We start from the raw sequence: 21,404 nt of genomic DNA, 5'->3' as shown, positions 1-21,404 counted from the left end.
TCAAACCAGCCGCTGCCCCGACACTGCCGGGTGATACAGCGGTTGCACCTTGTTCCCCGCCGGGTCCAGCAAATGGAAGCTGCGCGCCCCGTCACCGTGGTTGAACGGGCGGTCCAGCAGGGTCACCCCGTGCGCCTTGAAGTACTGATACCAAGCCTCCAGCTCCTCCACGCTGTCGACGATGAAGCCGTAGTGATCGAGCGTCTGCAAGCCATTAGCGGCCCCGGCGCCGCGCCCCAATGACAGGTTGTCGTTACCGCAGGTCAGGTAGACCAGGTCTTCATTGGCGCGGTTGAGCACCTCCATGCCCAGCACGTCGACGTAAAAGCGCTCGCACTCCTCAAGGTTGGGTACCAATAAGGCAATGTGGCGCAAGCCGTTAAAGCGACCAGGGCGTTCAGGCAATTCAGACATTGGCGCGACTCCATTTTTGTATACAATTCACAGAAGAATGTAAAACAAAAGGAGTGCCATGTGTATAGCCTGTTTATCAAGACACGCGTGAAGCCCGGTTGCGCCGAGGCTTTTCTGACGGCCATCAAGGTCAATGCCGCTGCATCAGTGGCCAACGAACCAGGGTGCCTGGTGTTCGACGTCTCCCAGGACCGCCTAGACCCCGAGGTCATCTACCTCTACGAGATCTACCAGGACGACGCCGCCTATGAAGCACACACCCAGACCGCACACTTTCGCGACAGCCGCCCACTGGTTGAGCCGCTGATCGCCGAGCAGGACTGCTTCGAAAGCGATGTAATCGCCCGCAACCCGGGCTTTTAAAGCAGCCAAAGAAAAGCCCCGGCAGGTTGCCGAGGCTTTTTGTGTTGGTGGCCAAATCCTTTTGGCCGACGGGACGTCCCTTATTCGGACTTCAGGCCATCAGCCGAAACGGCCTGAACACCTTTGATCTTCTTGGCGATGGCAACTGCCATCTCTTTCTGCGCGTCAGTCACTGCCACATCAGAGGACAGCGAAACGACACCCTTGTTGGTTTCAACCTTGATGTCGCTGCCAGGTACACCTTTCTCGGTCATCAGGTCAGCCTTCACCTTGGTGGTGATCCAAGTATCGGAAGTAGCTTCCTTGGCTTTGGTCACCTCACCGGCCGCCAGCGTCATAGGGGCCTGGGTGGACTGTTGGGCAAATGCCGCATTAGCCATGGTCAGGGTCAGAGCGGTAGCAGTAGCGGCAGCAATGGCGAACTTCTTCATGTGAGTCACTCCTGTTTTTCGAAAGGTCTGCGCCGTTGTTCCTGGCTGCAGGTATGAAGGTAGTTGCATGTGCTGTGCCAGCTTTTCCGCTTCGCTTAAACGCTTATAAATCAATGACTTAGCATTTTAATCCAACTGCATGAGTCGTGCATTTTGCAACCTGCGAGGTAAACCTGCGTGCAAGATGCAACTGTACAAAAGGTTCCCGTCGGGCGAAAAAAAAGAGCCCCGAAGGGCTCTTTTTTCTATTGCGCGTCAGTCGCTTAGACGCCGGAGGCCTTGGCCGCGGCAACGTCTTTGATCGACAGCTTGATACGGCCGCGGTTGTCCACGTCCAGTACCAGCACTTCGACTTCCTGACCTTCTTTCAGAATGTCGGTGACTTTCTCGACGCGAGCATCGCTCAGCATGGAGATGTGCACCAGGCCATCTTTGCCAGGCAGGATGTTGACGAAGGCACCGAAGTCAACGATGCGCTCGACCTTACCCACATAGATCTTGCCGATTTCGGCCTCGGCAGTGATGCCCAGGATGCGCTGACGGGCTGCTTCAGCTGCTTCCTTGGTTTCGCCGAAGATCTTGATCGAGCCGTCGTCTTCGATGTCGATCGAAGCCTTGGTCTCTTCGCAGATGGCGCGAATGGTGGCGCCGCCTTTGCCGATGACGTCACGGATCTTGTCGGTGTCGATCTTCATCGCGATCATGGTCGGAGCGTTGGCCGACAGCTCGGTACGCGACTGGCCGATGATCTGGTTCATCTGACCGAGGATGTTCAGGCGCGCTTCCAGGGCTTGGCCCAGGGCGATTTCCATGATCTCTTCGGTGATGCCGTTGATCTTGATGTCCATCTGCAGTGCAGTAACGCCTTTGGCGGTACCGGCAACCTTGAAGTCCATGTCGCCCAGGTGGTCTTCGTCACCCAGGATGTCGGTCAGGACCGCGAATTTCTCGCCTTCCTTGACCAGGCCCATGGCGATACCGGCAACCGGCGCCTTCATCGGCACACCTGCGTCCATCAGTGCCAGGGAAGCACCGCAGACCGAAGCCATCGAGCTGGAACCGTTGGACTCGGTGATTTCCGAAACCACACGGATGGTGTACGGGAACACGTCAGCGGCAGGCAGCATGGCCTGGACCGAGCGACGGGCCAGACGGCCGTGGCCGATTTCGCGACGGCCAGCACCGCCCATACGACCACACTCGCCAACCGAGAACGGCGGGAAGTTGTAGTGCAGCATGAAGGGGTCTTTCTTCTCGCCTTCGAGGGTGTCCAGCAGCTGGGCGTCACGGGCAGTACCCAGGGTCGCAACGACCAGGGCCTGGGTTTCGCCACGGGTGAACAGCGCCGAACCGTGAGTCTTCGGCAGGACGCCGACTTCGATGTTCAGCGGGCGAACGGTCTTGGTGTCACGGCCATCGATACGCGGCTTGCCGTTGACGATGTTTTCGCGAACGGTGCGGTATTCGATTTCGCCGAAGATTTCTTTGACTTCGGAAGCCGATGGCTGGCCTTCTTCACCGGAGAACTTGGCGATCGCCTGATCGCGCAGCTCGCCCAGGCGCGCGTAGCGGTCGGCCTTGACGGTGATGGTGTAGCCCTGCGAAACGCCTTCGCCGAATTCGGCGCGGATGGCGTTGAACAGCTCGGTGTTGGCAACGGCAGGTTTCCAGTCCCAGGTCGGCTTGGCAGCTTCGGCGGCCAGCTCTTTGACAGCCTGGATAACAGCCTGGAATTCGTCGTGGGCGAACAGAACAGCGCCCAACATCTGGTCTTCGGTCAGCTCTTGGGCTTCCGATTCAACCATCAGAACGGCGTCGGAGGTACCGGCAACGACCATGTCCAGGCTCGAGGCAGCCAGTTGCTCGTAGGTCGGGTTCAGCAGGTAGCCGGTGCTTTCGTGGAAAGCAACGCGGGCGGCGCCGATCGGGCCTTCGAACGGAATGCCGGAGATTGCCAGGGCAGCCGAGGTACCGATCATCGCAGCGATGTCCGGATCGGTCTTCTTGCTGGTGGAAACCACGGTGCAGACGACCTGGACTTCGTTCATGAAGCCTTCAGGGAACAGCGGACGGATCGGACGGTCGATCAGGCGCGAGGTCAGGGTCTCTTTCTCGGAAGGACGGCCTTCACGCTTGAAGAAACCACCTGGGATCTTGCCGGCGGCGTAGGTCTTTTCCTGGTAGTGGACCGACAGAGGGAAGAAACCCTTGCCTGGATCGGCTTGCTTGGCACCGACCACGGTCACCAGCACGGTGACGTCGTTGTCTACAGTGACCAGCACTGCGCCGGTGGCCTGACGGGCAATACGGCCCGTTTCGAGAGTAACGGTCGATTGACCGAACTGGAATGTCTTGATTACCGGGTTCACGGTTTCCTACCTTTTCAGTGGCTCTTGGGGGAACTGGTTTCTTGCGAATTCTTGGGCAGAACGGGGAATCGGCCCCATTGACCGTCCAGATACAACACGAGGCTGGGAGCCTGGCCGAAGCGCGGAAAACCGCACAACGTAACCAAGCTGCCAGCCTCGGAGATACGCATGGCGCGCCCAAAGACAACGCTGCCAGGCAGCGTTGCCAATGCATGAGACGCCATGCACACCACTGACCAGGCCGCTATTAGCGACGCAGGCCCAGGCGACCGATCAGGGCGCTGTAACGAGTGGTGTCTTTGCCCTTCAGGTAGTCCAGCAGCTTACGACGCTGGTTAACCATACGGATCAGGCCACGACGCGAGTGGTGGTCTTTACCGTTGGCCTTGAAGTGGCCTTGCAGCTTGTTGATGTTCGCGGTCAGCAGAGCAACCTGAACTTCCGGGCTACCAGTGTCGCCAGCTGCTTGCTGGAAGTCGGTAACGATTTGAGCTTTTTCTTCAACGCTGAGGGCCATTTGGCTTCTCCTGATAACGGATCCCGCGAACGGGGTCCAATAGGCCAGGGACAAATCCCTGTATTAATAAGAAAGGTGTGACCGTGCCTACTGACAGCCACCCTTGATTCCGTAGGGTTCAGCCGAAGCCTCGCCCTGCGGTTTCGGTCATTCCGACCGAATCAACCGACGTGGCGCAATGCGCCCGTCTTCACTCACTTCACCGATACCGATGAAGCGCGCGTTGTGATCTTGTACCCGGACCATGCCAAACTGCGGCGCATCCGGCGCGCGTACTGCCTGCCCATGCAGCCAGTAGAACGCACTGTGTTCAGACAGGCTGACCATTGGCCAGTCCTGCAACCCGCTGTCGGAAGGCATCAGGAAGCGATCAAGCGCTTCGTTGCCGCCTTCGGCATGGGCCTGTTCGAGTGCTTCGAGGGTCACCGTCTGTGCCAGTGCGAAGGGCCCGGCCTGGGTCCTGCGCAACTCTGCGACATAGGCGCCACAGCCAAGGGCTTCGCCGATATCCTCCACCAGGGTGCGGATATAGGTGCCTTTGCTGCATCCTACACTGAGCCGTGCACGGGTGCCTTCGCACTCGAGCAACTCCAAGCGGTTAATAGTAACAGAACGCGCCTCGCGCTCCACTACCTCTCCAGCACGTGCCAGTTTGTACAGCGGCTGGCCATCGCGCTTGAGTGCCGAGTACATCGGCGGTATCTGGCTGATCGGGCCGCGAAAACGTGGCAGCAGGGCCTCGATGTCGGCACGACCAACGGTCACCTCACGGGTCTGCAAAACCTCGCCTTCAGCATCGGCAGTATTGGTAGTCTGCCCCATCTGCATGACGGTTTCGTAGCCCTTGTCGGAATCGAGCAAGTACTGCGAAAACTTGGTCGCTTCGCCGAAGCACAGTGGCAGCACGCCGGTGGCCAGCGGATCGAGGCTGCCGGTGTGGCCAGCCTTCTCCGCATTGAGCAACCAGCGGACCTTCTGCAGTGCCGCGTTGGAGGTAAAGCCGAGCGGCTTGTCGAGCAGGATGATGCCGCTGACGTTGCGGCGAATACGTTTGACCTGGGCCACCGCTTACTCCTTGGTGTCCAGCTCGTCGGTATCCTTGTGCAGGCGGTCTTCGGCCACTGCACGCTCGATCAGCGCCGACAGGTGTACACCGCGGCTGACGCTTTCATCGAAGTGGAAATGCAGCTGGGGCACGCTGCGCAGTTGCATCGAACGCCCCAGGTGCAGACGCAGGAAGCTGGCAGCGCTGTTCAGCGCCTTCAGCGACTGCTTCACGGCGTCTGGCGTTTCCTCGCCCATGACGGTGATGTACACCTTGGCGTGGCCCAGGTCGCGGCTGACGTCCACGGCAGTGATGGTCACCAGACCCACACGTGGGTCCTTGACTTCGCGGCGGATCAGTTCAGCCAGCTCGCGCTGCATCTGATCACCGATACGTTGGGTACGGCTATATTCTTTGGCCATTCTTGCTACCTGTAACTTAAAGCGGCAAACGCCCGGTCAGGCTGATGCCTGACCGGGCGCTACCTATAAAGGCGCCGCCAACCGCCCTGTAGCGGGGGCTTGCGGCAAGCTCGCCCTTAGAGGGTACGAGCCACCTGGACTTTCTCGAAGACTTCGATCTTGTCGCCGACCTTGACGTCGTTGTAGCTCTTGACGCCAATACCGCACTCCATGCCCGAACGTACTTCGGCAGCGTCGTCCTTGAAGCGACGCAGCGATTCCAGCTCGCCTTCGAAGATCACAACGTCTTCGCGCAGTACGCGGATCGGACGGTTGCGGTACACGGTACCTTCGATGACCATACAGCCAGCGATGGCGCCGAACTTCGGCGAACGGAACACGTCACGTACTTCGGCGACACCCAGGATGTTCTCGCGAACATCGCTGCCGAGCATGCCGGTCAGGGCTTTCTTGACGTCTTCGATGATGTCGTAGATCACGTTGTAGTAACGCATATCCAGACCTTCCTGCTCGACGATCTTGCGCGCACCGGCATCGGCACGCACGTTGAAGCCGAACAGCACCGCGTTGGACGCCAGCGCCAGGTTGGCGTCGCTCTCGGTGATACCACCTACGCCGCCACCGATCACGCGAACCTGAACTTCGTCGTTCCCCAGGCCGCCGAGCGAACCCTGCAGTGCTTCCAGGGAACCACGTACGTCGGTCTTGAGGACGATGTTGAGGGTCTTCTTCTCTTCTTGACCCATGGTCTCGAAGATGTTTTCCAGCTTGCCAGCGTGAGCACGGGCCAGCTTGACCTCGCGGTACTTGCCTTGACGGAACAGGGCAACTTCGCGGGCTTTCTTCTCGTCAGCCACCACCGACAGCTCGTCACCGGCTTCCGGGGTACCGTCCAGGCCAAGGATCTCGACCGGGATCGACGGGCCAGCTTCCTTCACAGGCTTGCCGTTCTCGTCGAGCATGGCACGTACGCGGCCATAGTTGGAGCCGCACAGGACCATGTCGCCCTGACGCAGCGTACCGTCCTGAACCAGGATGGTCGCCACTGGGCCGCGGCCCTTGTCCAGGCGCGATTCGACGACGACACCACGACCTGGAGCGGTCGGGGTAGCGGTCAGTTCGAGGATCTCGGCCTGCAGCAGAACGGCTTCGAGCAGTTCGTCAACACCGGTACCCATCTTCGCCGAAACCTTGACGAACGGCGTGTCACCACCCCAGTCCTCGGAGGTCACGCCTTCAACGGACAGCTCGTTGCGAATGCGGTCGAGGTCAGCACCTGGCTTGTCGATCTTGTTCACTGCGACAACCAGTGGGACGCCAGCAGCCTTGGCATGCTGAACGGCTTCACGGGTTTGCGGCATCACGCCGTCGTCCGCCGCCACCACCAGGATGACGATGTCGGTCGCCTTGGCACCACGAGCACGCATCTGAGTGAACGCAGCGTGGCCCGGGGTATCGAGGAAGGTGACCATGCCGCGGTCGGTTTCCACGTGGTAGGCGCCGATGTGCTGGGTGATACCGCCGGCTTCGCCAGCAGCAACCTTGGCACGACGGATGTAGTCGAGCAGCGAGGTCTTACCGTGGTCAACGTGGCCCATGACGGTAACGACCGGGGCACGCGATTCGGTTTGGCCTTCGAACTTCAGCGATTCGGCCAGGGAGTCTTCCAGGGCGGTATCGCTGACCAGGGTCACCTTGTGGCCCAGCTCTTCTGCGATCAGCTGAGCGGTTTCCTGGTCGAGCACCTGGTTGATGGTAACCGGGGTGCCCATCTTGAACATGAACTTGACCACTTCGGCGCCCTTGACGGACATCTGGTTGGCCAGTTCCGAGACCGTGATGGTCTCGCCGATGGTCACGTCACGGATGACGGGGCCGGTCGGGTTCTGGAAGCCATGAGCATTACGCTTCTTCAGCTTGCCCTTGCCACCACGACCACGACGAGCGCCATCGCTCTCTTCGTCGGTGGTACGCGGAGCAGCACGCGGAGTCGGCGCCTTTTCCTTTTCCTTGACCTTGACCTTGATCGACACACGAGGCGCTTCGCCACGACGACGGTCGTCATCGCGAGTGCGGCTTTCGTTGCGACGGGTCTCGTCTTTTTTGCGTTCGGCGGCACGTGCGGCGGCATCTTCCGATGCAGGCGCGTCAGCGACTACAGGTGCCGGGGCAGGTGCAGCAGCGCTAGCAGCGGCAGCCGGTTTGGCAGCTGGGGCCGCAGGGGCGGCATCAGCGTGACGACGGGCCTGCTCTTCGTTGCGCTGGCGAACTTCGGCGTCAACCTTGTCGCGCGCAGCATTTTCGGCCGCACGGCGCTCGTCTTGCTCGCGTTTTTGCTCAGCCTGGATTTCTTCCGGGCTGCGCTGAACGAATACTTTCTTCTTGCGTACTTCTACGCTGATGCTTTTGCTACCGGCGACACGCAGCGTGCTGGTGGTCTTGCGCTGCAAGGTAATCTTGCGCGGCTCTTCCGCCTTGCTCTTGTGGCTGCTTTTCAAATGAGTCAGCAGGGTCTGCTTCTCATTGTCGGTCACTACCTGACCGGCGTCGGTGTGCGGCAGACCTGCCTCACGCATCTGCTGCAGCAGGCGCTCTACCGGTGCCTCGACCTCTTGGGCCAGTTCTTTCACCGTGACTTGCGTCATGCACTTCTCTCCTCAGGCCGCGCCTAATTACTCGAACCAGTGGGCTCGGGCGGCCATGATCAACTTGCCGGCACGCTCTTCGTCGATGCCGTCGATGTCGAGCAGGTCGTCAATCGACTGCTCGGCCAGGTCTTCGCGGTTAACCACGCCGCGCACCGCCAGTTCCGCCGCCAGGTCCTTGTCCATGCCCTCAAGGGAGAGCAGGTCTTCGGCCGGATGGGCGTCTGCCAGTTTTTCTTCGGTAGCGATGGCCTTGGTCAACAAACGGTCCTTGGCTCGAGCGCGGAGCTCATTGACGATATCTTCGTCAAAGCCATCGATGTTGAGCATTTCTTCCAACGGTACGTAGGCAATTTCTTCGAGGCTGGTAAAGCCTTCGTCGACCAGCACTTGGGCCAGCTCCTCGTCGACTTCCAGTTCATCGATGAAATTGCGCAGGATGTCACCGGTTTCTGCTTGCTGCTTGGCCTGGATGTCCTTTTCGGTCATCACGTTCAAGGTCCAGCCGGTCAACTGACTGGCCAAACGAACGTTCTGACCGCCACGACCAATGGCCTGGGCAAGGTTGTCTTCGGCGACGGCGATGTCCATGGCATGGGCATCCTCGTCAACGATAATCGCCGCGACTTCAGCCGGCGACATAGCGTTGATGACGAACTGCGCCGGGTTATCGTCCCAGAGGACGATATCCACACGCTCACCACCCAACTCTCCGGATACGGCTTGGACGCGCGAACCGCGCATGCCGATACAGGCACCTTGCGGGTCGATACGCTTGTCCTTGGAGCGGACGGCGATCTTGGCTCGCGACCCCGGATCACGGGATGCAGCCATGACTTCAATGAGACCCTCGGCAATTTCCGGCACTTCGATGCGGAACAGCTCGATCAGCATCTGTGGCGCAGTGCGCGACAGGATCAACTGAGGGCCACGGTTTTCAGTGCGGATTTCCTTGAGCAGTGCACGCAGGCGCACACCCACACGGAAAGTCTCGCGGGGAATGATGTCTTCGCGAGCCAACAAGGCCTCGGCGTTGTTACCCAGGTCAACGATGACGTTGTCGCGGGTAACTTTTTTGACGGTACCGGAGATGATCTCACCCACGCGTTCGCGGTAGGCATCGACCACCTGGGCGCGCTCGGCCTCACGGACCTTCTGCACGATGACCTGCTTGGCGGTCTGGGCGGCGATACGACCGAACTCGATAGACTCGATCTTCTCCTCGATCACGTCACCGACCTTGGCTTCAGGGTGGGTCTCGTGGATCTTGCTCAACCAGGTCTCGATCGCCGGATCATCAAGATCGGCTTCATCGACCACGGTCCAGCGACGGAAGGTCTCGTAGCTACCGGTGTGGCGGTTGATTTCCACACGCAGGTCGACTTCGTCCTCAAAACGTTTTTTGGTTGCAGTGGCCAGGGCCACTTCCAGCGCTTCGAAAATGACGCCGGGCGGTACACCTTTTTCGTTGGATACCGATTCAACAACCAGCAGTACTTCTTTGCTCATCGTACGCCTCGCCTTGCGCAAGCCATTGGGCCCGGATAGTCCGCCGGGCCCGGCACGTCTCAGTCAAAACTGGGAATAATATTGGCCTTGTCGATCGAGTCGATCGGCAACAGGAACTCTTGATTGTCCACCTGGACCACCACATCCTGCTCCTCCACACCGCGGAGAAGGCCCTGGAAGTTACGACGACCCTCGAAGGGTGAGCGCAGCTTGATCTTCACTTGTTCGCCGGCATGCGAGGCAAACTGTTCCAGAGTGAACAGCGGGCGATCCATGCCTGGAGACGACACTTCAAGGGTATATTCACTGCTGATCGGATCTTCCACATCAAGAATGGCGCTGGCCTGACGGCTGACCGCTTCGCAGTCGTCAACCAGGATCCCGTCTTCCTTATCGATGTAGATGCGCAGTACCGAATGCTTACCCTGGGAAACGTACTCGATCCCCCAGCACTGATAGCCCAGACCCTCGACAACCGGGGCCAACAAGGCCTGCAACTGTTCTAGCTTGCTCGACACCTGAACCCCCTCGTGCATGCTGTGCAAATAAAAAATGGGCGAAGCGCCCATCCCTGAAAGCGCCGTTGGACAACGACGCCGAAAACTGTTCGGCTAGCAAAAAGCCCCTGAAAAGGGGCTCCGCTGAAGCTGGTTGCGGGGGCTGGATTTGAACCAACGACCTTCGGGTTATGAGCCCGACGAGCTACCAAGCTGCTCCACCCCGCGACAAAGCTGGGGCGAAAGTATAAGACTGAACCCAGTGCTGGGTCAATCCGACCTCCACCTACAAGAAAGCCCGCATAAAGCGGGCTCTCTTGCTTCAATTGGTACCGAGAAGGGGACTCGAACCCCTACACCCTATGGGCACAACCACCTCAAGGTTGCGTGTCTACCAATTCCACCACCTCGGCAATACTACATTTGAAACCCGTTACTTCTGCTCTTCTGCCGGAGGAGGTACATCACCCGTTGTAGGGGCAGTTTCGCTCTTCTGCTGTTGGAGCACCGGTACATCATCATTTACTGCCGGCTTCTGCTCTTTCACTTCCAATACTGCTGGATCTGGAAGGCCCGCCTGGGTCAGCTTGTGAGCTTGTTCCTTGGCGAAGTATCCTAACCCAAGTGCTGTCAAAAAGAAAGTGGCAGCGAGTATTGCAGTGAATTTACTTAGGAAGGTTGCAGAACCTTGGCTTCCGAACACAGTGTTTGAGGCCCCTGCGCCGAAAGATGCACCTGCTTCCGCACCTTTACCCTGTTGTAACAGTACCAGCACTACTAGCGACAGCGCTGCCAACAGATGAAAAACAACGATGACTGTTTCCAGCATTTGTTCAGTTTCCTGCGGCGCGACAAATTGCACCGAATTCGTCTGCGTTCAGGGACGCTCCACCAATGAGCCCCCCATCGATATCCGGCATGCCGAACAGTTCGGCCGCATTGGCCGCCTTCACGCTGCCGCCGTAGAGCAGCTGCACCTTCGCAGCCACTTCAGCATCTTCTGCCGCCAGCTGACTACGGATGGCGGCGTGCACATCCTGAGCCTGCTGTGGCGTGGCCGTTAAGCCAGTGCCGATGGCCCATACAGGCTCATAAGCAATTACTGCATTGGCAAAAGCCTTAACACCGAACGCTTCGATGATACTGCTTAGTTGACGCCCGACAACTTCGAGTGTCTTGCCAGCCTCGCGCTCTTCAAGGGTTTCCCCTATGCACAGCACCGGCTTCAAACCTTTAGCCTGTGCGGCTGCAAACTTGCGGTTAAGCACTTCGTCGGTTTCACCAATGATCTGGCGACGTTCCGAATGCCCAACCAACACCAACTTGCAGCCCACTTCGGCCAGCTGTTCCGGACAAACTTCGCCGGTCAGCGCACCCTGTTCGGGTTGTACAGCAGAATTCTGTGCGCCGACAGTTATTTCTTTACCTGCCAGGCCATCAATCACTTGATTGATGAACAAGGCCGGCGGAAACACCGCGACTTCCACTCCGCTCGGCAGGGCGAGATTGCTCAAGCCCTCGGTCAGCTCAGCGACGCTGGCGCGGGTACCGTGCATCTTCCAGTTACCAGCTACCATAGGGCGACGCATGCTTTACCTCGTCGGTCAAAGTGGGCGCAGATCTTACCCAACCAGATCTGCGCTGGCAAGCGCCTTCAGACACAAACTTCGCCGACCAGTTTCGCCAGCGCTTCGGCATGGGCGCGAACCTGACTTTCGTCATCGCCTTCGACCATGACGCGCACCAACGGCTCGGTACCGGACTTGCGCAGCAACACACGCCCGCGACCGGCCATCGCCTCGGTCACCTTGGCACTGGCTTCCTTGACTGCAGGGTGCTCCAGCGGGTCGACCTTGCTTGCCCCGTAGCGCACGTTGATCAGCACCTGTGGGCACTTGCGCAGGGCCTGACGGGCCTGGGCCAGGGTCTCGCCGCGACGCTTGAGCGCCATCAGCACCTGCAGCGCGGCAATGATCGCATCACCGGTGGTGGTGTGGTTGCAGCACACGACATGCCCGGAGTTTTCGCCACCGATCAGCCACTCGCGCTCGAGCAGTTCGGCCATGACGTAACGGTCGCCGACCTTGGCCCGCACAAACGGGATATCCAGGTCCTTGAGCGCGAGCTCAAGGCCCAGGTTGCTCATCAGCGTACCCACTACCCCGCCCTGCAGCTTGCCGCGGTCGTGCAGATCACGGGCGATGATGAACAGCAGTTCGTCACCGTCGATGATGGCACCGGTGTGGTCGACCATCAGCACCCGATCGCCGTCGCCATCAAAGGCGATGCCCAGGTCAGCATGACCGACCAGCACGGCCGCCTGCAGCGACTCGATATGGGTCGAACCGCACCCTTCGTTGATGTTCAGGCCATCTGGCTGAGCATGCAGAATGGTGACGTCAGCACCCAGCTCGCGGAACACGCTCGGCGCGACCTTGTAGGTGGCACCATGGGCACAATCGACCACCAGCTTGAGGCCTTCGAAGCTGGTGCTGGAGGGCACGCTGCTCTTGCAGAACTCGATGTAGCGGCCGGCGGCATCGTTGATGCGCGAAACCTTGCCCAGCTTGCTCGACTCGACCACCGTCATGGGCTGATCGAGCAATTCCTCGATCATCAACTCGACTTCGTCAGGCAGCTTGGTGCCTTGCCCGGAGAAGAACTTGATGCCGTTGTCGTCGTGCGGGTTGTGCGAGGCACTGATGACGATACCGGCTTCGGCGTGGAACGTACGCGTGAGGTAGGCGATGGCCGGCGTCGGCATCGGCCCGAGCAGCATCACGTCGGCACCGGCTGCAGACAGCCCCGCCTCGAGCGCGGACTCGAACATGTAACCAGAAATACGCGTGTCCTTGCCCACCAGCACACGGCAATGGCCCTGCTTGCGGAAGGCCATGCCGGCGGCCCAGCCGAGTTTCAGCATGAAGTCCGGCGTGATCGGGTATTCGCCGACGCGGCCACGAATGCCGTCGGTACCAAAGTATTTTCTGCTCATAGCGGCTCCAATGTTCTTATTCGGCGTTTTGTACCGCAGCGATCATGCGCACTACATCGACAGTTTCGGCCACATCATGGACGCGAAGGATGCTCGCGCCCTTGGTCATGGCCAACGCTGCCAGCGCCAGGCTGCCGTACAGACGCTCGCCGACCGGACGATCCAGCGTCAGGCCGATCATGCTCTTTCGTGAAACACCCACCAGCAGTGGGCGCCCAAGGCGATAGAGCGCTTCCATGTGTTTGAACAGGCTTAGGTTATGCGCCAATGTCTTGGCGAAACCGAAGCCCGGGTCAAGAATGATTTTGTCTGCAGGGATGCCCGCCGCAGCACAGGCGGCCATCCGCTGTTCAAGATATCGCGTTACGTCGGCCGTCACATCATCGTAATGCGGGTCGTCCTGCATATTGCCCGGCTCACCGCGCATATGCATCAGGCACACCGGCAGGCCGGTGTCCGCCGCCGCATCCAGGGCGCCATCGCGCTCCAGGGCACGAACGTCGTTGATCAGGCCAGCCCCCAGCCGTGCGGATTCACGAATGACCGCAGGCGTGGAGGTATCGACCGAAATGACCACGTCCAGACGACTGTTGATCGCCTCGACCATCGGTGCCACGCGTTCGATTTCTTCGATCACGGACACCGCACGCGCGCCAGGGCGCGTCGATTCGCCACCGATGTCGATCAGCGTGGCGCCCGCGGCAACCATGGCTTCGGCATGGCGCAACGCAGCGTCGCGCTGGCTGAAGCGCCCGCCATCGGAGAATGAGTCGGGGGTGATATTGAGAATACCCATGACATGGGTACGCGACAAATCAAGAACCCGGTTGCCGCAAGGCAACCGGGTTGGGTACTGCACTGAACTCATAGATGCCCTTAGTGTTGAGCCGCTGGGCCGCCGATTGGCGATTCCGGGCGGTCACCCTGAGCTGCAGGGTTGCCCGAAGCCGAGTCACCATCCCAGTCCCGCGGTTCGCGAGGGGTGCGACCCGACATGATGTCGTCGATCTGGTCGGCGTCAATGGTCTCGTACTTCATCAGCGCTTCGGCCATGGCATCGAGCTTGTCGCGGTTGTCGGTGAGCAGTTGCTTGGCCGTGGCGTAGCACTGGTCGATGATGCTGCGCACTTCCGAGTCGATCAGCTTGGCGGTTTCACCCGAGACGCTGGCGTGCTGGCTGCCGGCGCTACGGCCGAGGAACACCTCGCCCTCTTCTTCGGCATACATCAGCGGGCCGAGCTTCTCGGAAAGGCCCCACTTGGTGACCATGTTCCGGGCAATCTGGCTGGCGCGCATGATATCGTTGGAGGCACCGGTGGTGACGCCATCGAAGCCCAGGGTCATTTCTTCGGCGATACGGCCGCCGTACAGCGAGCAGATCTGGCTGATCAGCGCGCGCTTGGACAGGCTGTAACGGTCTTCCTCAGGCAGGAACATGGTGACACCCAGGGCACGACCACGGGGGATGATCGACACCTTGTAGACCGGGTCATGCTCAGGCACCAGACGACCGACGATGGCGTGACCGGCTTCGTGGTAGGCGGTGTTCTGTTTTTCTTTCTCGGACATGACCATGGTCTTGCGCTCGGCGCCCATCATGATCTTGTCTTTGGCCAGCTCGAACTCTTTCATTTCGACCAGGCGCTTGTTGGAGCGCGCGGCAAACAGCGAAGCTTCGTTGACCAGGTTGGCCAGGTCTGCACCGGAGAAGCCTGGGGTACCACGGGCAATGACCGCCGGGTTGACGTTCTCGCCAATCGGCACCTTGCGCATGTGTACTTTAAGAATTTGCTCACGGCCACGGATGTCTGGCAGGCCCACAACGACCTGACGGTCGAAGCGACCAGGACGCAGCAGCGCAGGGTCCAGCACGTCCGGACGGTTGGTGGCGGCAATGACGATGATGCCATCGTTCATTTCGAAGCCGTCCATCTCTACCAGCAACTGGTTGAGGGTTTGCTCACGCTCATCGTGACCACCGCCCATGCCGGCGCCACGGTGGCGACCAACGGCGTCGATTTCGTCGATGAAGATGATGCACGGGGCGTGCTTCTTGGCCTGCTCGAACATGTCACGCACACGGCTGGCACCGACACCGACGAACATTTCGACGAAGTCCGAACCGGAAATGGTGAAGAACGGCACTTTCGCCTCACCTGCAATGGCCTTGGCCAACAGGGTCTTACCGGTACCGGGTGGGCCAACCATCAGCACGCCGCGCGGAATACGACCGCCGAGGCGCTGGAACTTGCCTGGGTCGCGCAGGAACTCGACCAGTTCGCCGACTTCTTCCTTGGCTTCGTCGCAACCGGCGACGTCAGCCAGGGTGGTCTTGACTTGGTCTTCGGACAGCAGGCGCGCCTTGCTCTTGCCGAAACTCATCGGCCCGCCCTTGCCGCCCGCGCCACCTTGCATCTGGCGCATGAAGAACATGAACACGGCAATGATCACCAGGATCGGGAAGCTGGCGACCAGCAACTGCGTCCAGATGCTCTGCTGCTCAGGCTGCTTGCCTTCGACGACCACGTGGTTGTCGACCAGGTCGCCGATCAGGCCGTTGTCGGTAATGGCCGGGCGCACGGTCTTGAAGTTGTCGCCGTCGGCACGCTTGCCGGTAATGATGTAGCCGTCGACGGTCACGCGCTCGACTTTCCCGTCTTTAACCTGCTGGATGAAGTCGGAGTAGTTGAGGGTCTGCGGCTCGTTAGGGCTGGAGAAGTTGTTCATCACTGTCACCAGGACAGCTGCGATGATCAACCACAGGATCAGATTCTTTGCCATGTCGTTCAATTCGCTACCCTCTGAGGCCGGCGCACGACGCAGCCGTGCCTCGCATGATATTCATCGCCCTAACTTACTACATTACCTACGCATCCGCAGGCACCGTCTGTAACCCTTTGTGAAACCTAGACTACACGAAGTTCGGACGATACAGACGGGGCGGCCGATTGGAATTAACTATCGACCACCCCGTGGCACGCCTTTCACACGCCTTTGAAACCTTTACCCAGCAGGTACTGCTCACGCGAACGATCCCGCGAAGACGACGGCTTACGCATCTGTACCTTGTCGAACTTGGTGCGCACGTCCTTCAGGTACATGTCGAAGCCTTCGCCCTGGAAAATCTTGATGAGGAAGTCACCACCAGGCTTGAGCACGCGGGTTGCCAGGTCCAATGCCAATTCGCACAGGAACATGGCGCGCGGCATATCCACTTCAGGCGTACCACTCATATTGGGGGCCATGTCGGAAATCACAAGGTCTACGTGAGAATCACCGACTGCGTCGAGGATCTGCTGCAGGACTGCATCCTGGGTGAAGTCGCCTTGAATGAAGGTAACGTCAGGGATCGAGTCCATTTCCAGGATGTCGGAGGCGATCAGGCGCCCTTGGCCACCAATCAGACGACTGGTCACCTGCGACCAGCCACCCGGGGCTGCGCCGAGGTCGATCACACTCATGCCAGGACGGATCAAACGGTCCTTTTCCTGGATCTCAAGCAGTTTGTAGCTCGCACGCGAGCGGTAGCCATCCTTCTGCGCTTGCTTCACAAAAGGGTCGTTAAAATGCTCTCGCAGCCAGTTAGCGCTGCTTTTGGAACGTTGTACCACGGGGCACCTCGATGATATGCGTCGTGATTGACTGGGCGGAGCCAGGGGCCCTCGGGTAAAATGCCTGTCAATTTTACAGAATCAGACGGAAAGGGTCAGATTATGCCGCTCAATAACGAGCAGAAGAAGCAATACAAGTCCATTGGTCATGACCTGAAGCCGGTCCTGATCGTTGCTGGCAACGGTGTTAACGAAGGCGTTGCCGCCGAACTGGAACGCGCACTCGCCGATCATGAACTGATCAAAGTCGAGATTCGCTCCGAAGATCGTGAAGAACGTGCCGCCGCCATTGCCGAATTGTGCAAGGTTGGCCGCGCCGAACTGGTGCAGACCATCGGCAAGAAAGCGCTGATCTACCGGAAGAACCCACAGCCGAACAAACAGCTGTCCAACATCCACCGCTTCAAATAATAGCGGCTCCGATCAGTGGCGCGCCTGGCGCGCCCTGACCGGTACGGGTTGGGCCACCAGCACGATGCCGGAAAAGCCCAGTACCAGGAAACAAAACATCTGCCAGCGCTCGCCCACTGAAATGCCGTAGCGCAAGGTGTAATACCCCACGCAAGCACCGAAGCCGAGCAACAGCATCTGGCCACGGAACTGCCGCCACCAGGCAGACAGCCCCTCTACCCTCGCCAATACCGCCAGCTGGGTCAACAAGCCTAGCAAGGCCACGCCAATCAACCAGCGGTCGATCTGCCCAGCGACATCCTGCACCAGCAGGGGCGCCAGGCCAGTGACCTTGAGCGCGGGCACCAGCCCCACATGAAACACCCACAAGCCGCCGACCCAGAATACCTGGGCCAGCTGCCAGAGGATCCCTTCAAGGGATGGCGCCCGCAGGCGCCGATCAGATGTGTTTGACTTCGACAATCTCGTACTCGACCGTGCCACTTGGCGTCTTGACGACGACGGTATCACCTTCTTCCTTGCCGATGATGGCACGGGCAATGGGTGCGCCGCTCGAAAGCTTGCCCTGTTTCACGTCGGCTTCATCCTCGCCGACGATCTGGTAGGTCACTTCATCATCGGTTTCGGTGTTGGCCAGCACCACGGTGGTGCCGAAAATCACCTTGCCGGTGTGAGGGATCGTGGTCACGTCGATCACGACCGAGTTCTGCAGGCGGCCTTCGATGTCGCGGATACGCGCCTCGACCATGCCCTGCTCCTCACGGGCGGCATGGTATTCGGCGTTTTCCTTGAGATCGCCCAGCTCGCGCGCCTCACCAATCGCCTGGCTCAGGCGCGGGCGCTCGGTCTTGCTTAGGAACAGGTGCTCTTCTTCCAGGGCGCGAGCGCCCTGGACGGTCATCGGGTACTTGGTAATGCTCATGCTTTAAGTCCTGCATGCAGATCTTGCAAGCGACGAACGGTCTTCTCAGGACCAAACTTCAACGCTTCGCAGATGGCTTCACCGGCCGCAATGGTGGTGGTGCAGTAAATCTTGTGCTGCAGCGCATTGCGACGAATCGAGTAGGAATCAGCGATCGACTGACGGCCTTCGGTGGTGTTGATGATCAGCGACACTTCGTCGTTCTTGATCATGTCGACCACGTGCGGGCGACCTTCGGTCACTTTGTTCACACGGCGCACTTTCAGGCCAGCCGCCTCGATAACCTTGGCGGTACCGGCAGTGGCAACCACTTCGAAGCCCAGGGCGATCAGGTCGCGGGCAACGCCAGCCACTTGTGGCTTGTCGTCGTCACGCACGCTGATGAACGCAGTACCGCCGGTCGGCAGCACTTCGCTGGCACCCATCTGGGCCTTGGCGAAGGCTTCACCGAAGCTGTCACCGACGCCCATGACTTCACCGGTCGATTTCATCTCAGGGCCGAGGATCGGGTCAACCCCTGGGAACTTGGCGAACGGGAAGACGGCTTCCTTGACGCTGTAGAAGTTCGGGATGATTTCTTTGGTGAAACCGATCTCTTTCAGGGTTTTGCCAGCCATGACGCGGGCCGCGATCATCGCCAGCGAAGTGCCGATGCACTTGGAGACGAACGGTACGGTACGCGAGGCGCGCGGGTTGACTTCGATCACGTAGATCTTGTCGCCCTGCAGGGCCAGCTGCACGTTCATCAGGCCGACCACGCCCAGCTCCAGGGCCATTTTCTTGACCTGTTCGCGGACTTCGTCCTGCACGTGAGCCGGCAGCGAGTACGGTGGCAGCGAGCACGCCGAGTCACCGGAGTGAACACCCGCCTGCTCAATGTGCTGCATGATCGCGCCGATCACCACGTCGGTGCCGTCGCAGACCGCATCCACGTCCATCTCGATGGCGCAGTTGAGGAAGTGGTCGAGCAGCACCGGGCTGTCGTTGGACACTTGTACCGCTTCACGCAGGTAGCGCTTGAGTTCGTCCAGTTCGTAGACGATTTCCATGGCGCGACCACCCAGTACGTACGACGGGCGCACGACCAGTGGGTAACCGATACCGCCCGCAGCGCGGATCGCTTCTTCTTCGCTGCGCACGGTAGCGTTTGGCGGCTGCAGCAGGTTCAGGCGCTGAACCATCTGCTGGAAACGCTCACGGTCTTCGGCACGGTCGATGGCGTCCGGGCTGGTACCGATGATCGGTACGCCGGCTTCTTCCAGGGCGCGGGCCAGTTTCAGCGGGGTTTGGCCGCCGTAGTGCACGATGACGCCTTTCGGCTTCTCGACGCGGCAGACTTCCAGCACGTCTTCCAGGGTCAGCGGCTCGAAGTACAGGCGGTCAGAGGTGTCGTAGTCGGTGGAGACGGTTTCTGGGTTGCAGTTGACCATGATGGTCTCGTAACCGTCTTCACGCAGGGCCAGTGCCGCGTGTACGCAGCAGTAGTCGAACTCGATGCCTTGGCCGATACGGTTAGGGCCGCCACCCAGGATCATGATCTTGTCGCGGGTCGACGGGTTGGCCTCGCACTCTTCCTCGTAGGTCGAATACAGGTAGGCAGTGTCGGTGGCGAACTCGGCAGCGCAGGTGTCGACGCGCTTGTAGACCGGGAACACTTCCAGCTTGTGACGGTGGCGACGCAGGTTCTTGTCGGTGATACCGAGCAGTACGGCCAGGCGCTGGTCCGAGAAGCCTTTGCGCTTGAGGCGCAGCATCAGGTTCTTGTCGATGGCCGACAGGGCCAGGGTCTTGACCTTCTCTTCTTCCTTGATCAGGTCTTCCATCTGAACCAGGAACCACATGTCGATGCCGGTCAGGGCAAAGATTTCTTCGCAGGTCATGCCCGAACGCATGGCGTCAGCGACATACCAGATACGCTCGGCACCCGGCACGGTCAGTTCGCGCTTGAGGATGCTGGCAGCTTCTGGGCTGGCCAGGTCGACTTTCGGGTCCAGGCCGCAGGCACCGACTTCCAGGCCACGCAGGGCTTTCTGCAGGGATTCCTGGAAGGTACGGCCGATGGCCATGACTTCACCCACGGATTTCATCTGGGTGGTCAGGCGGGCGTCGGCTTTCGGGAATTTCTCGAAGGCGAAGCGTGGCAGCTTGGTGACGACGTAGTCGATCGACGGCTCGAACGACGCCGGGGTGCGGCCGCCGGTGATGTCGTTTTGCAGCTCGTCGAGGGTGTAGCCGACAGCCAGCTTGGCGGCGATCTTGGCGATCGGGAAGCCGGTAGCCTTGGAAGCCAGGGCCGACGAACGCGATACGCGCGGGTTCATCTCGATCACGACCATGCGGCCGGTGTCCGGACAGATACCGAACTGCACGTTGGAACCGCCGGTTTCGACACCGATTTCACGCAGCACCGCCAGCGAGGCGTTGCGCATGATCTGGTATTCCTTGTCGGTCAGGGTCTGCGCTGGGGCAACGGTGATCGAGTCACCGGTGTGCACGCCCATCGGGTCGAAGTTTTCGATCGAGCAGACGATGATGCAGTTGTCCTTCTTGTCACGGACCACCTCCATCTCGTATTCCTTCCAGCCGATCAGCGATTCGTCGATCAGCAGCTCTTTGGTCGGCGACAGGTCCAGACCACGGGCGCAGATTTCTTCGAATTCTTCACGGTTGTAGGCGATACCACCACCGGTGCCGCCCATGGTGAACGACGGGCGGATGATGCACGGGAAGCCGAGCTTCTCGAGGACCGCATTGGCCTCTTCCATGCTGTGGGCGATACCGGAGCGCGGGCACTCCAGGCCGATGTCCTTCATCGCCTTGTCAAAGCGCGAGCGGTCTTCTGCCTTGTCGATGGTGTCGGCGTTGGCACCGATCATCTCTACGCCGAACTTTTCCAGAACGCCATGGCGCTCCAGGTCCAGGGCGCAGTTCAGCGCGGTCTGGCCACCCATGGTCGGCAGCACCGCGTCTGGGCGCTCTTTTTCGATGATCTTGGCCACCGACTGCCATTTGATCGGCTCGATGTAGGTGGCGTCGGCCATGTCCGGGTCGGTCATGATGGTGGCCGGGTTGGAGTTCACCAGGATGACGCGGAAACCTTCCTCGCGCAGGGCTTTGCAAGCCTGGGCGCCGGAGTAGTCGAATTCGCAGGCCTGGCCGATCACGATCGGGCCAGCGCCGAGAATCAGGATGCTTTTGATGTCTGTACGTTTTGGCATGGTTGTCACTCAAATCCGCGGGTCAGTCGGCAAGC

Annotated in this window: 20 protein-coding genes and 2 tRNA genes; 2 read left to right on the top strand and 20 right to left on the bottom strand. The window is 59.8% G+C overall.

From position 1 onward, the window contains the following. The gene (locus tag GIB19_RS02465) at positions 1–414 is read right to left on the bottom strand and encodes a VOC family protein (protein WP_186683020.1); all 414 of its coding nucleotides are present in this window, start codon (positions 412–414) and stop codon (positions 1–3) included. A 60-nt stretch (positions 415–474) separates the two neighbouring features. On the opposite strand from GIB19_RS02465, the gene GIB19_RS02460 reads away from it, so the two are divergent. Further along, complete coding sequence (locus tag GIB19_RS02460) at positions 475–777, top strand: putative quinol monooxygenase (RefSeq protein ID WP_027595019.1); 303 nt, start codon at positions 475–477, stop codon at positions 775–777. An 80-nt stretch (positions 778–857) separates the two neighbouring features. Here GIB19_RS02460 and GIB19_RS02455 read toward each other — a convergent pair whose 3' ends face one another. The 16 genes from GIB19_RS02455 to rlmE form a co-directional block, all read right to left on the bottom strand. Further along, entirely contained in the window at positions 858–1,208 is a 351-nt protein-coding gene (locus GIB19_RS02455; protein WP_012274238.1) for a BON domain-containing protein, read from the bottom strand. A 263-nt stretch (positions 1,209–1,471) separates the two neighbouring features. Next, positions 1,472–3,577, bottom strand: a complete 2,106-nt coding sequence (gene pnp / locus GIB19_RS02450; RefSeq protein WP_264311527.1) for a polyribonucleotide nucleotidyltransferase — start codon at positions 3,575–3,577, stop codon at positions 1,472–1,474. Positions 3,578–3,824: 247 nt separating this feature from the next. Next, positions 3,825–4,094: a 30S ribosomal protein S15 gene (gene rpsO / locus GIB19_RS02445; protein ID WP_012274241.1), complete on the bottom strand. Its 270-nt coding sequence runs from the start codon at positions 4,092–4,094 to the stop codon at positions 3,825–3,827. 147 nt (positions 4,095–4,241) lie between these two features. Next, positions 4,242–5,159: a tRNA pseudouridine(55) synthase TruB gene (gene truB / locus GIB19_RS02440; RefSeq protein WP_027595021.1), complete on the bottom strand. Its 918-nt coding sequence runs from the start codon at positions 5,157–5,159 to the stop codon at positions 4,242–4,244. A 3-nt stretch (positions 5,160–5,162) separates the two neighbouring features. Then, complete coding sequence (gene rbfA / locus GIB19_RS02435; RefSeq protein WP_027595022.1) at positions 5,163–5,561, bottom strand: 30S ribosome-binding factor RbfA; 399 nt, start codon at positions 5,559–5,561, stop codon at positions 5,163–5,165. A 116-nt stretch (positions 5,562–5,677) separates the two neighbouring features. Continuing rightward, the gene (gene infB, locus GIB19_RS02430) at positions 5,678–8,206 is read right to left on the bottom strand and encodes a translation initiation factor IF-2 (protein WP_085274238.1); all 2,529 of its coding nucleotides are present in this window, start codon (positions 8,204–8,206) and stop codon (positions 5,678–5,680) included. A gap of 27 nt (positions 8,207–8,233) precedes the next feature. Continuing rightward, the gene (gene nusA, locus GIB19_RS02425) at positions 8,234–9,715 is read right to left on the bottom strand and encodes a transcription termination factor NusA (protein WP_027595024.1); all 1,482 of its coding nucleotides are present in this window, start codon (positions 9,713–9,715) and stop codon (positions 8,234–8,236) included. A gap of 59 nt (positions 9,716–9,774) precedes the next feature. Next, positions 9,775–10,233, bottom strand: coding sequence for a ribosome maturation factor RimP (rimP, locus tag GIB19_RS02420; RefSeq protein ID WP_033694237.1), 459 nt, complete (start codon positions 10,231–10,233; stop codon positions 9,775–9,777). Between the two features lie 130 nt (positions 10,234–10,363). Continuing rightward, positions 10,364–10,440, bottom strand: a tRNA-Met gene (locus GIB19_RS02415). A 99-nt stretch (positions 10,441–10,539) separates the two neighbouring features. Then, positions 10,540–10,625, bottom strand: a tRNA-Leu gene (locus GIB19_RS02410). A gap of 20 nt (positions 10,626–10,645) precedes the next feature. Then, positions 10,646–11,041 carry a preprotein translocase subunit SecG gene (gene secG / locus GIB19_RS02405; protein WP_027595026.1) on the bottom strand — a complete coding sequence of 132 codons (396 nt, stop codon included), beginning with the start codon at positions 11,039–11,041 and terminating at the stop codon, positions 10,646–10,648. Positions 11,042–11,045: 4 nt separating this feature from the next. Then, on the bottom strand, positions 11,046–11,801 hold the full coding sequence (gene tpiA, locus GIB19_RS02400; protein WP_027595027.1) for a triose-phosphate isomerase: 756 nt from the start codon (positions 11,799–11,801) through the stop codon (positions 11,046–11,048). 65 nt (positions 11,802–11,866) lie between these two features. Further along, positions 11,867–13,207 (bottom strand): phosphoglucosamine mutase, encoded by a 1,341-nt coding sequence (glmM, locus tag GIB19_RS02395; protein ID WP_027595028.1) that lies wholly within the window; start codon positions 13,205–13,207, stop codon positions 11,867–11,869. Positions 13,208–13,223: 16 nt separating this feature from the next. Then, positions 13,224–14,075 carry a dihydropteroate synthase gene (gene folP, locus GIB19_RS02390; protein ID WP_027595029.1) on the bottom strand — a complete coding sequence of 284 codons (852 nt, stop codon included), beginning with the start codon at positions 14,073–14,075 and terminating at the stop codon, positions 13,224–13,226. An 8-nt stretch (positions 14,076–14,083) separates the two neighbouring features. Beyond that, positions 14,084–15,988: an ATP-dependent zinc metalloprotease FtsH gene (gene ftsH, locus GIB19_RS02385; RefSeq protein ID WP_027595030.1), complete on the bottom strand. Its 1,905-nt coding sequence runs from the start codon at positions 15,986–15,988 to the stop codon at positions 14,084–14,086. 203 nt (positions 15,989–16,191) lie between these two features. Then, the gene (gene rlmE / locus GIB19_RS02380; protein WP_027595031.1) at positions 16,192–16,818 is read right to left on the bottom strand and encodes a 23S rRNA (uridine(2552)-2'-O)-methyltransferase RlmE; all 627 of its coding nucleotides are present in this window, start codon (positions 16,816–16,818) and stop codon (positions 16,192–16,194) included. Between the two features lie 102 nt (positions 16,819–16,920). Between rlmE and GIB19_RS02375 the strand changes: the two genes are divergently transcribed. Beyond that, positions 16,921–17,229 carry a YhbY family RNA-binding protein gene (locus GIB19_RS02375; RefSeq protein WP_027595032.1) on the top strand — a complete coding sequence of 103 codons (309 nt, stop codon included), beginning with the start codon at positions 16,921–16,923 and terminating at the stop codon, positions 17,227–17,229. A gap of 12 nt (positions 17,230–17,241) precedes the next feature. Here GIB19_RS02375 and GIB19_RS02370 read toward each other — a convergent pair whose 3' ends face one another. The 3 genes from GIB19_RS02370 to carB are packed head-to-tail and all read right to left on the bottom strand — an operon-like array spanning position 17,242 to position 21,369. Then, positions 17,242–17,691, bottom strand: a complete 450-nt coding sequence (locus GIB19_RS02370; RefSeq protein ID WP_081717511.1) for an MFS transporter — start codon at positions 17,689–17,691, stop codon at positions 17,242–17,244. Further along, positions 17,669–18,151: a transcription elongation factor GreA gene (gene greA / locus GIB19_RS02365; RefSeq protein ID WP_008098898.1), complete on the bottom strand. Its 483-nt coding sequence runs from the start codon at positions 18,149–18,151 to the stop codon at positions 17,669–17,671. The genes GIB19_RS02370 and greA overlap by 23 nt, the downstream gene beginning before the upstream one ends. Continuing rightward, the gene (carB, locus tag GIB19_RS02360; protein ID WP_099430479.1) at positions 18,148–21,369 is read right to left on the bottom strand and encodes a carbamoyl-phosphate synthase large subunit; all 3,222 of its coding nucleotides are present in this window, start codon (positions 21,367–21,369) and stop codon (positions 18,148–18,150) included. Before carB ends, greA begins: the two co-directional genes overlap by 4 nt. Positions 21,370–21,404: the final 35 nt, after the last annotated feature.

Origin of the sequence: Pseudomonas sp. ITEM 17296 (assembly GCF_028895205.1) — a bacterium.
GTDB classification, from domain to species: Bacteria; Pseudomonadota; Gammaproteobacteria; order Pseudomonadales; family Pseudomonadaceae; genus Aquipseudomonas; species Aquipseudomonas kermanshahensis.
The sequence above is the reverse complement of the archived record's forward strand: the minus strand, read 5'-3'. Positions and strand labels throughout refer to the sequence as shown.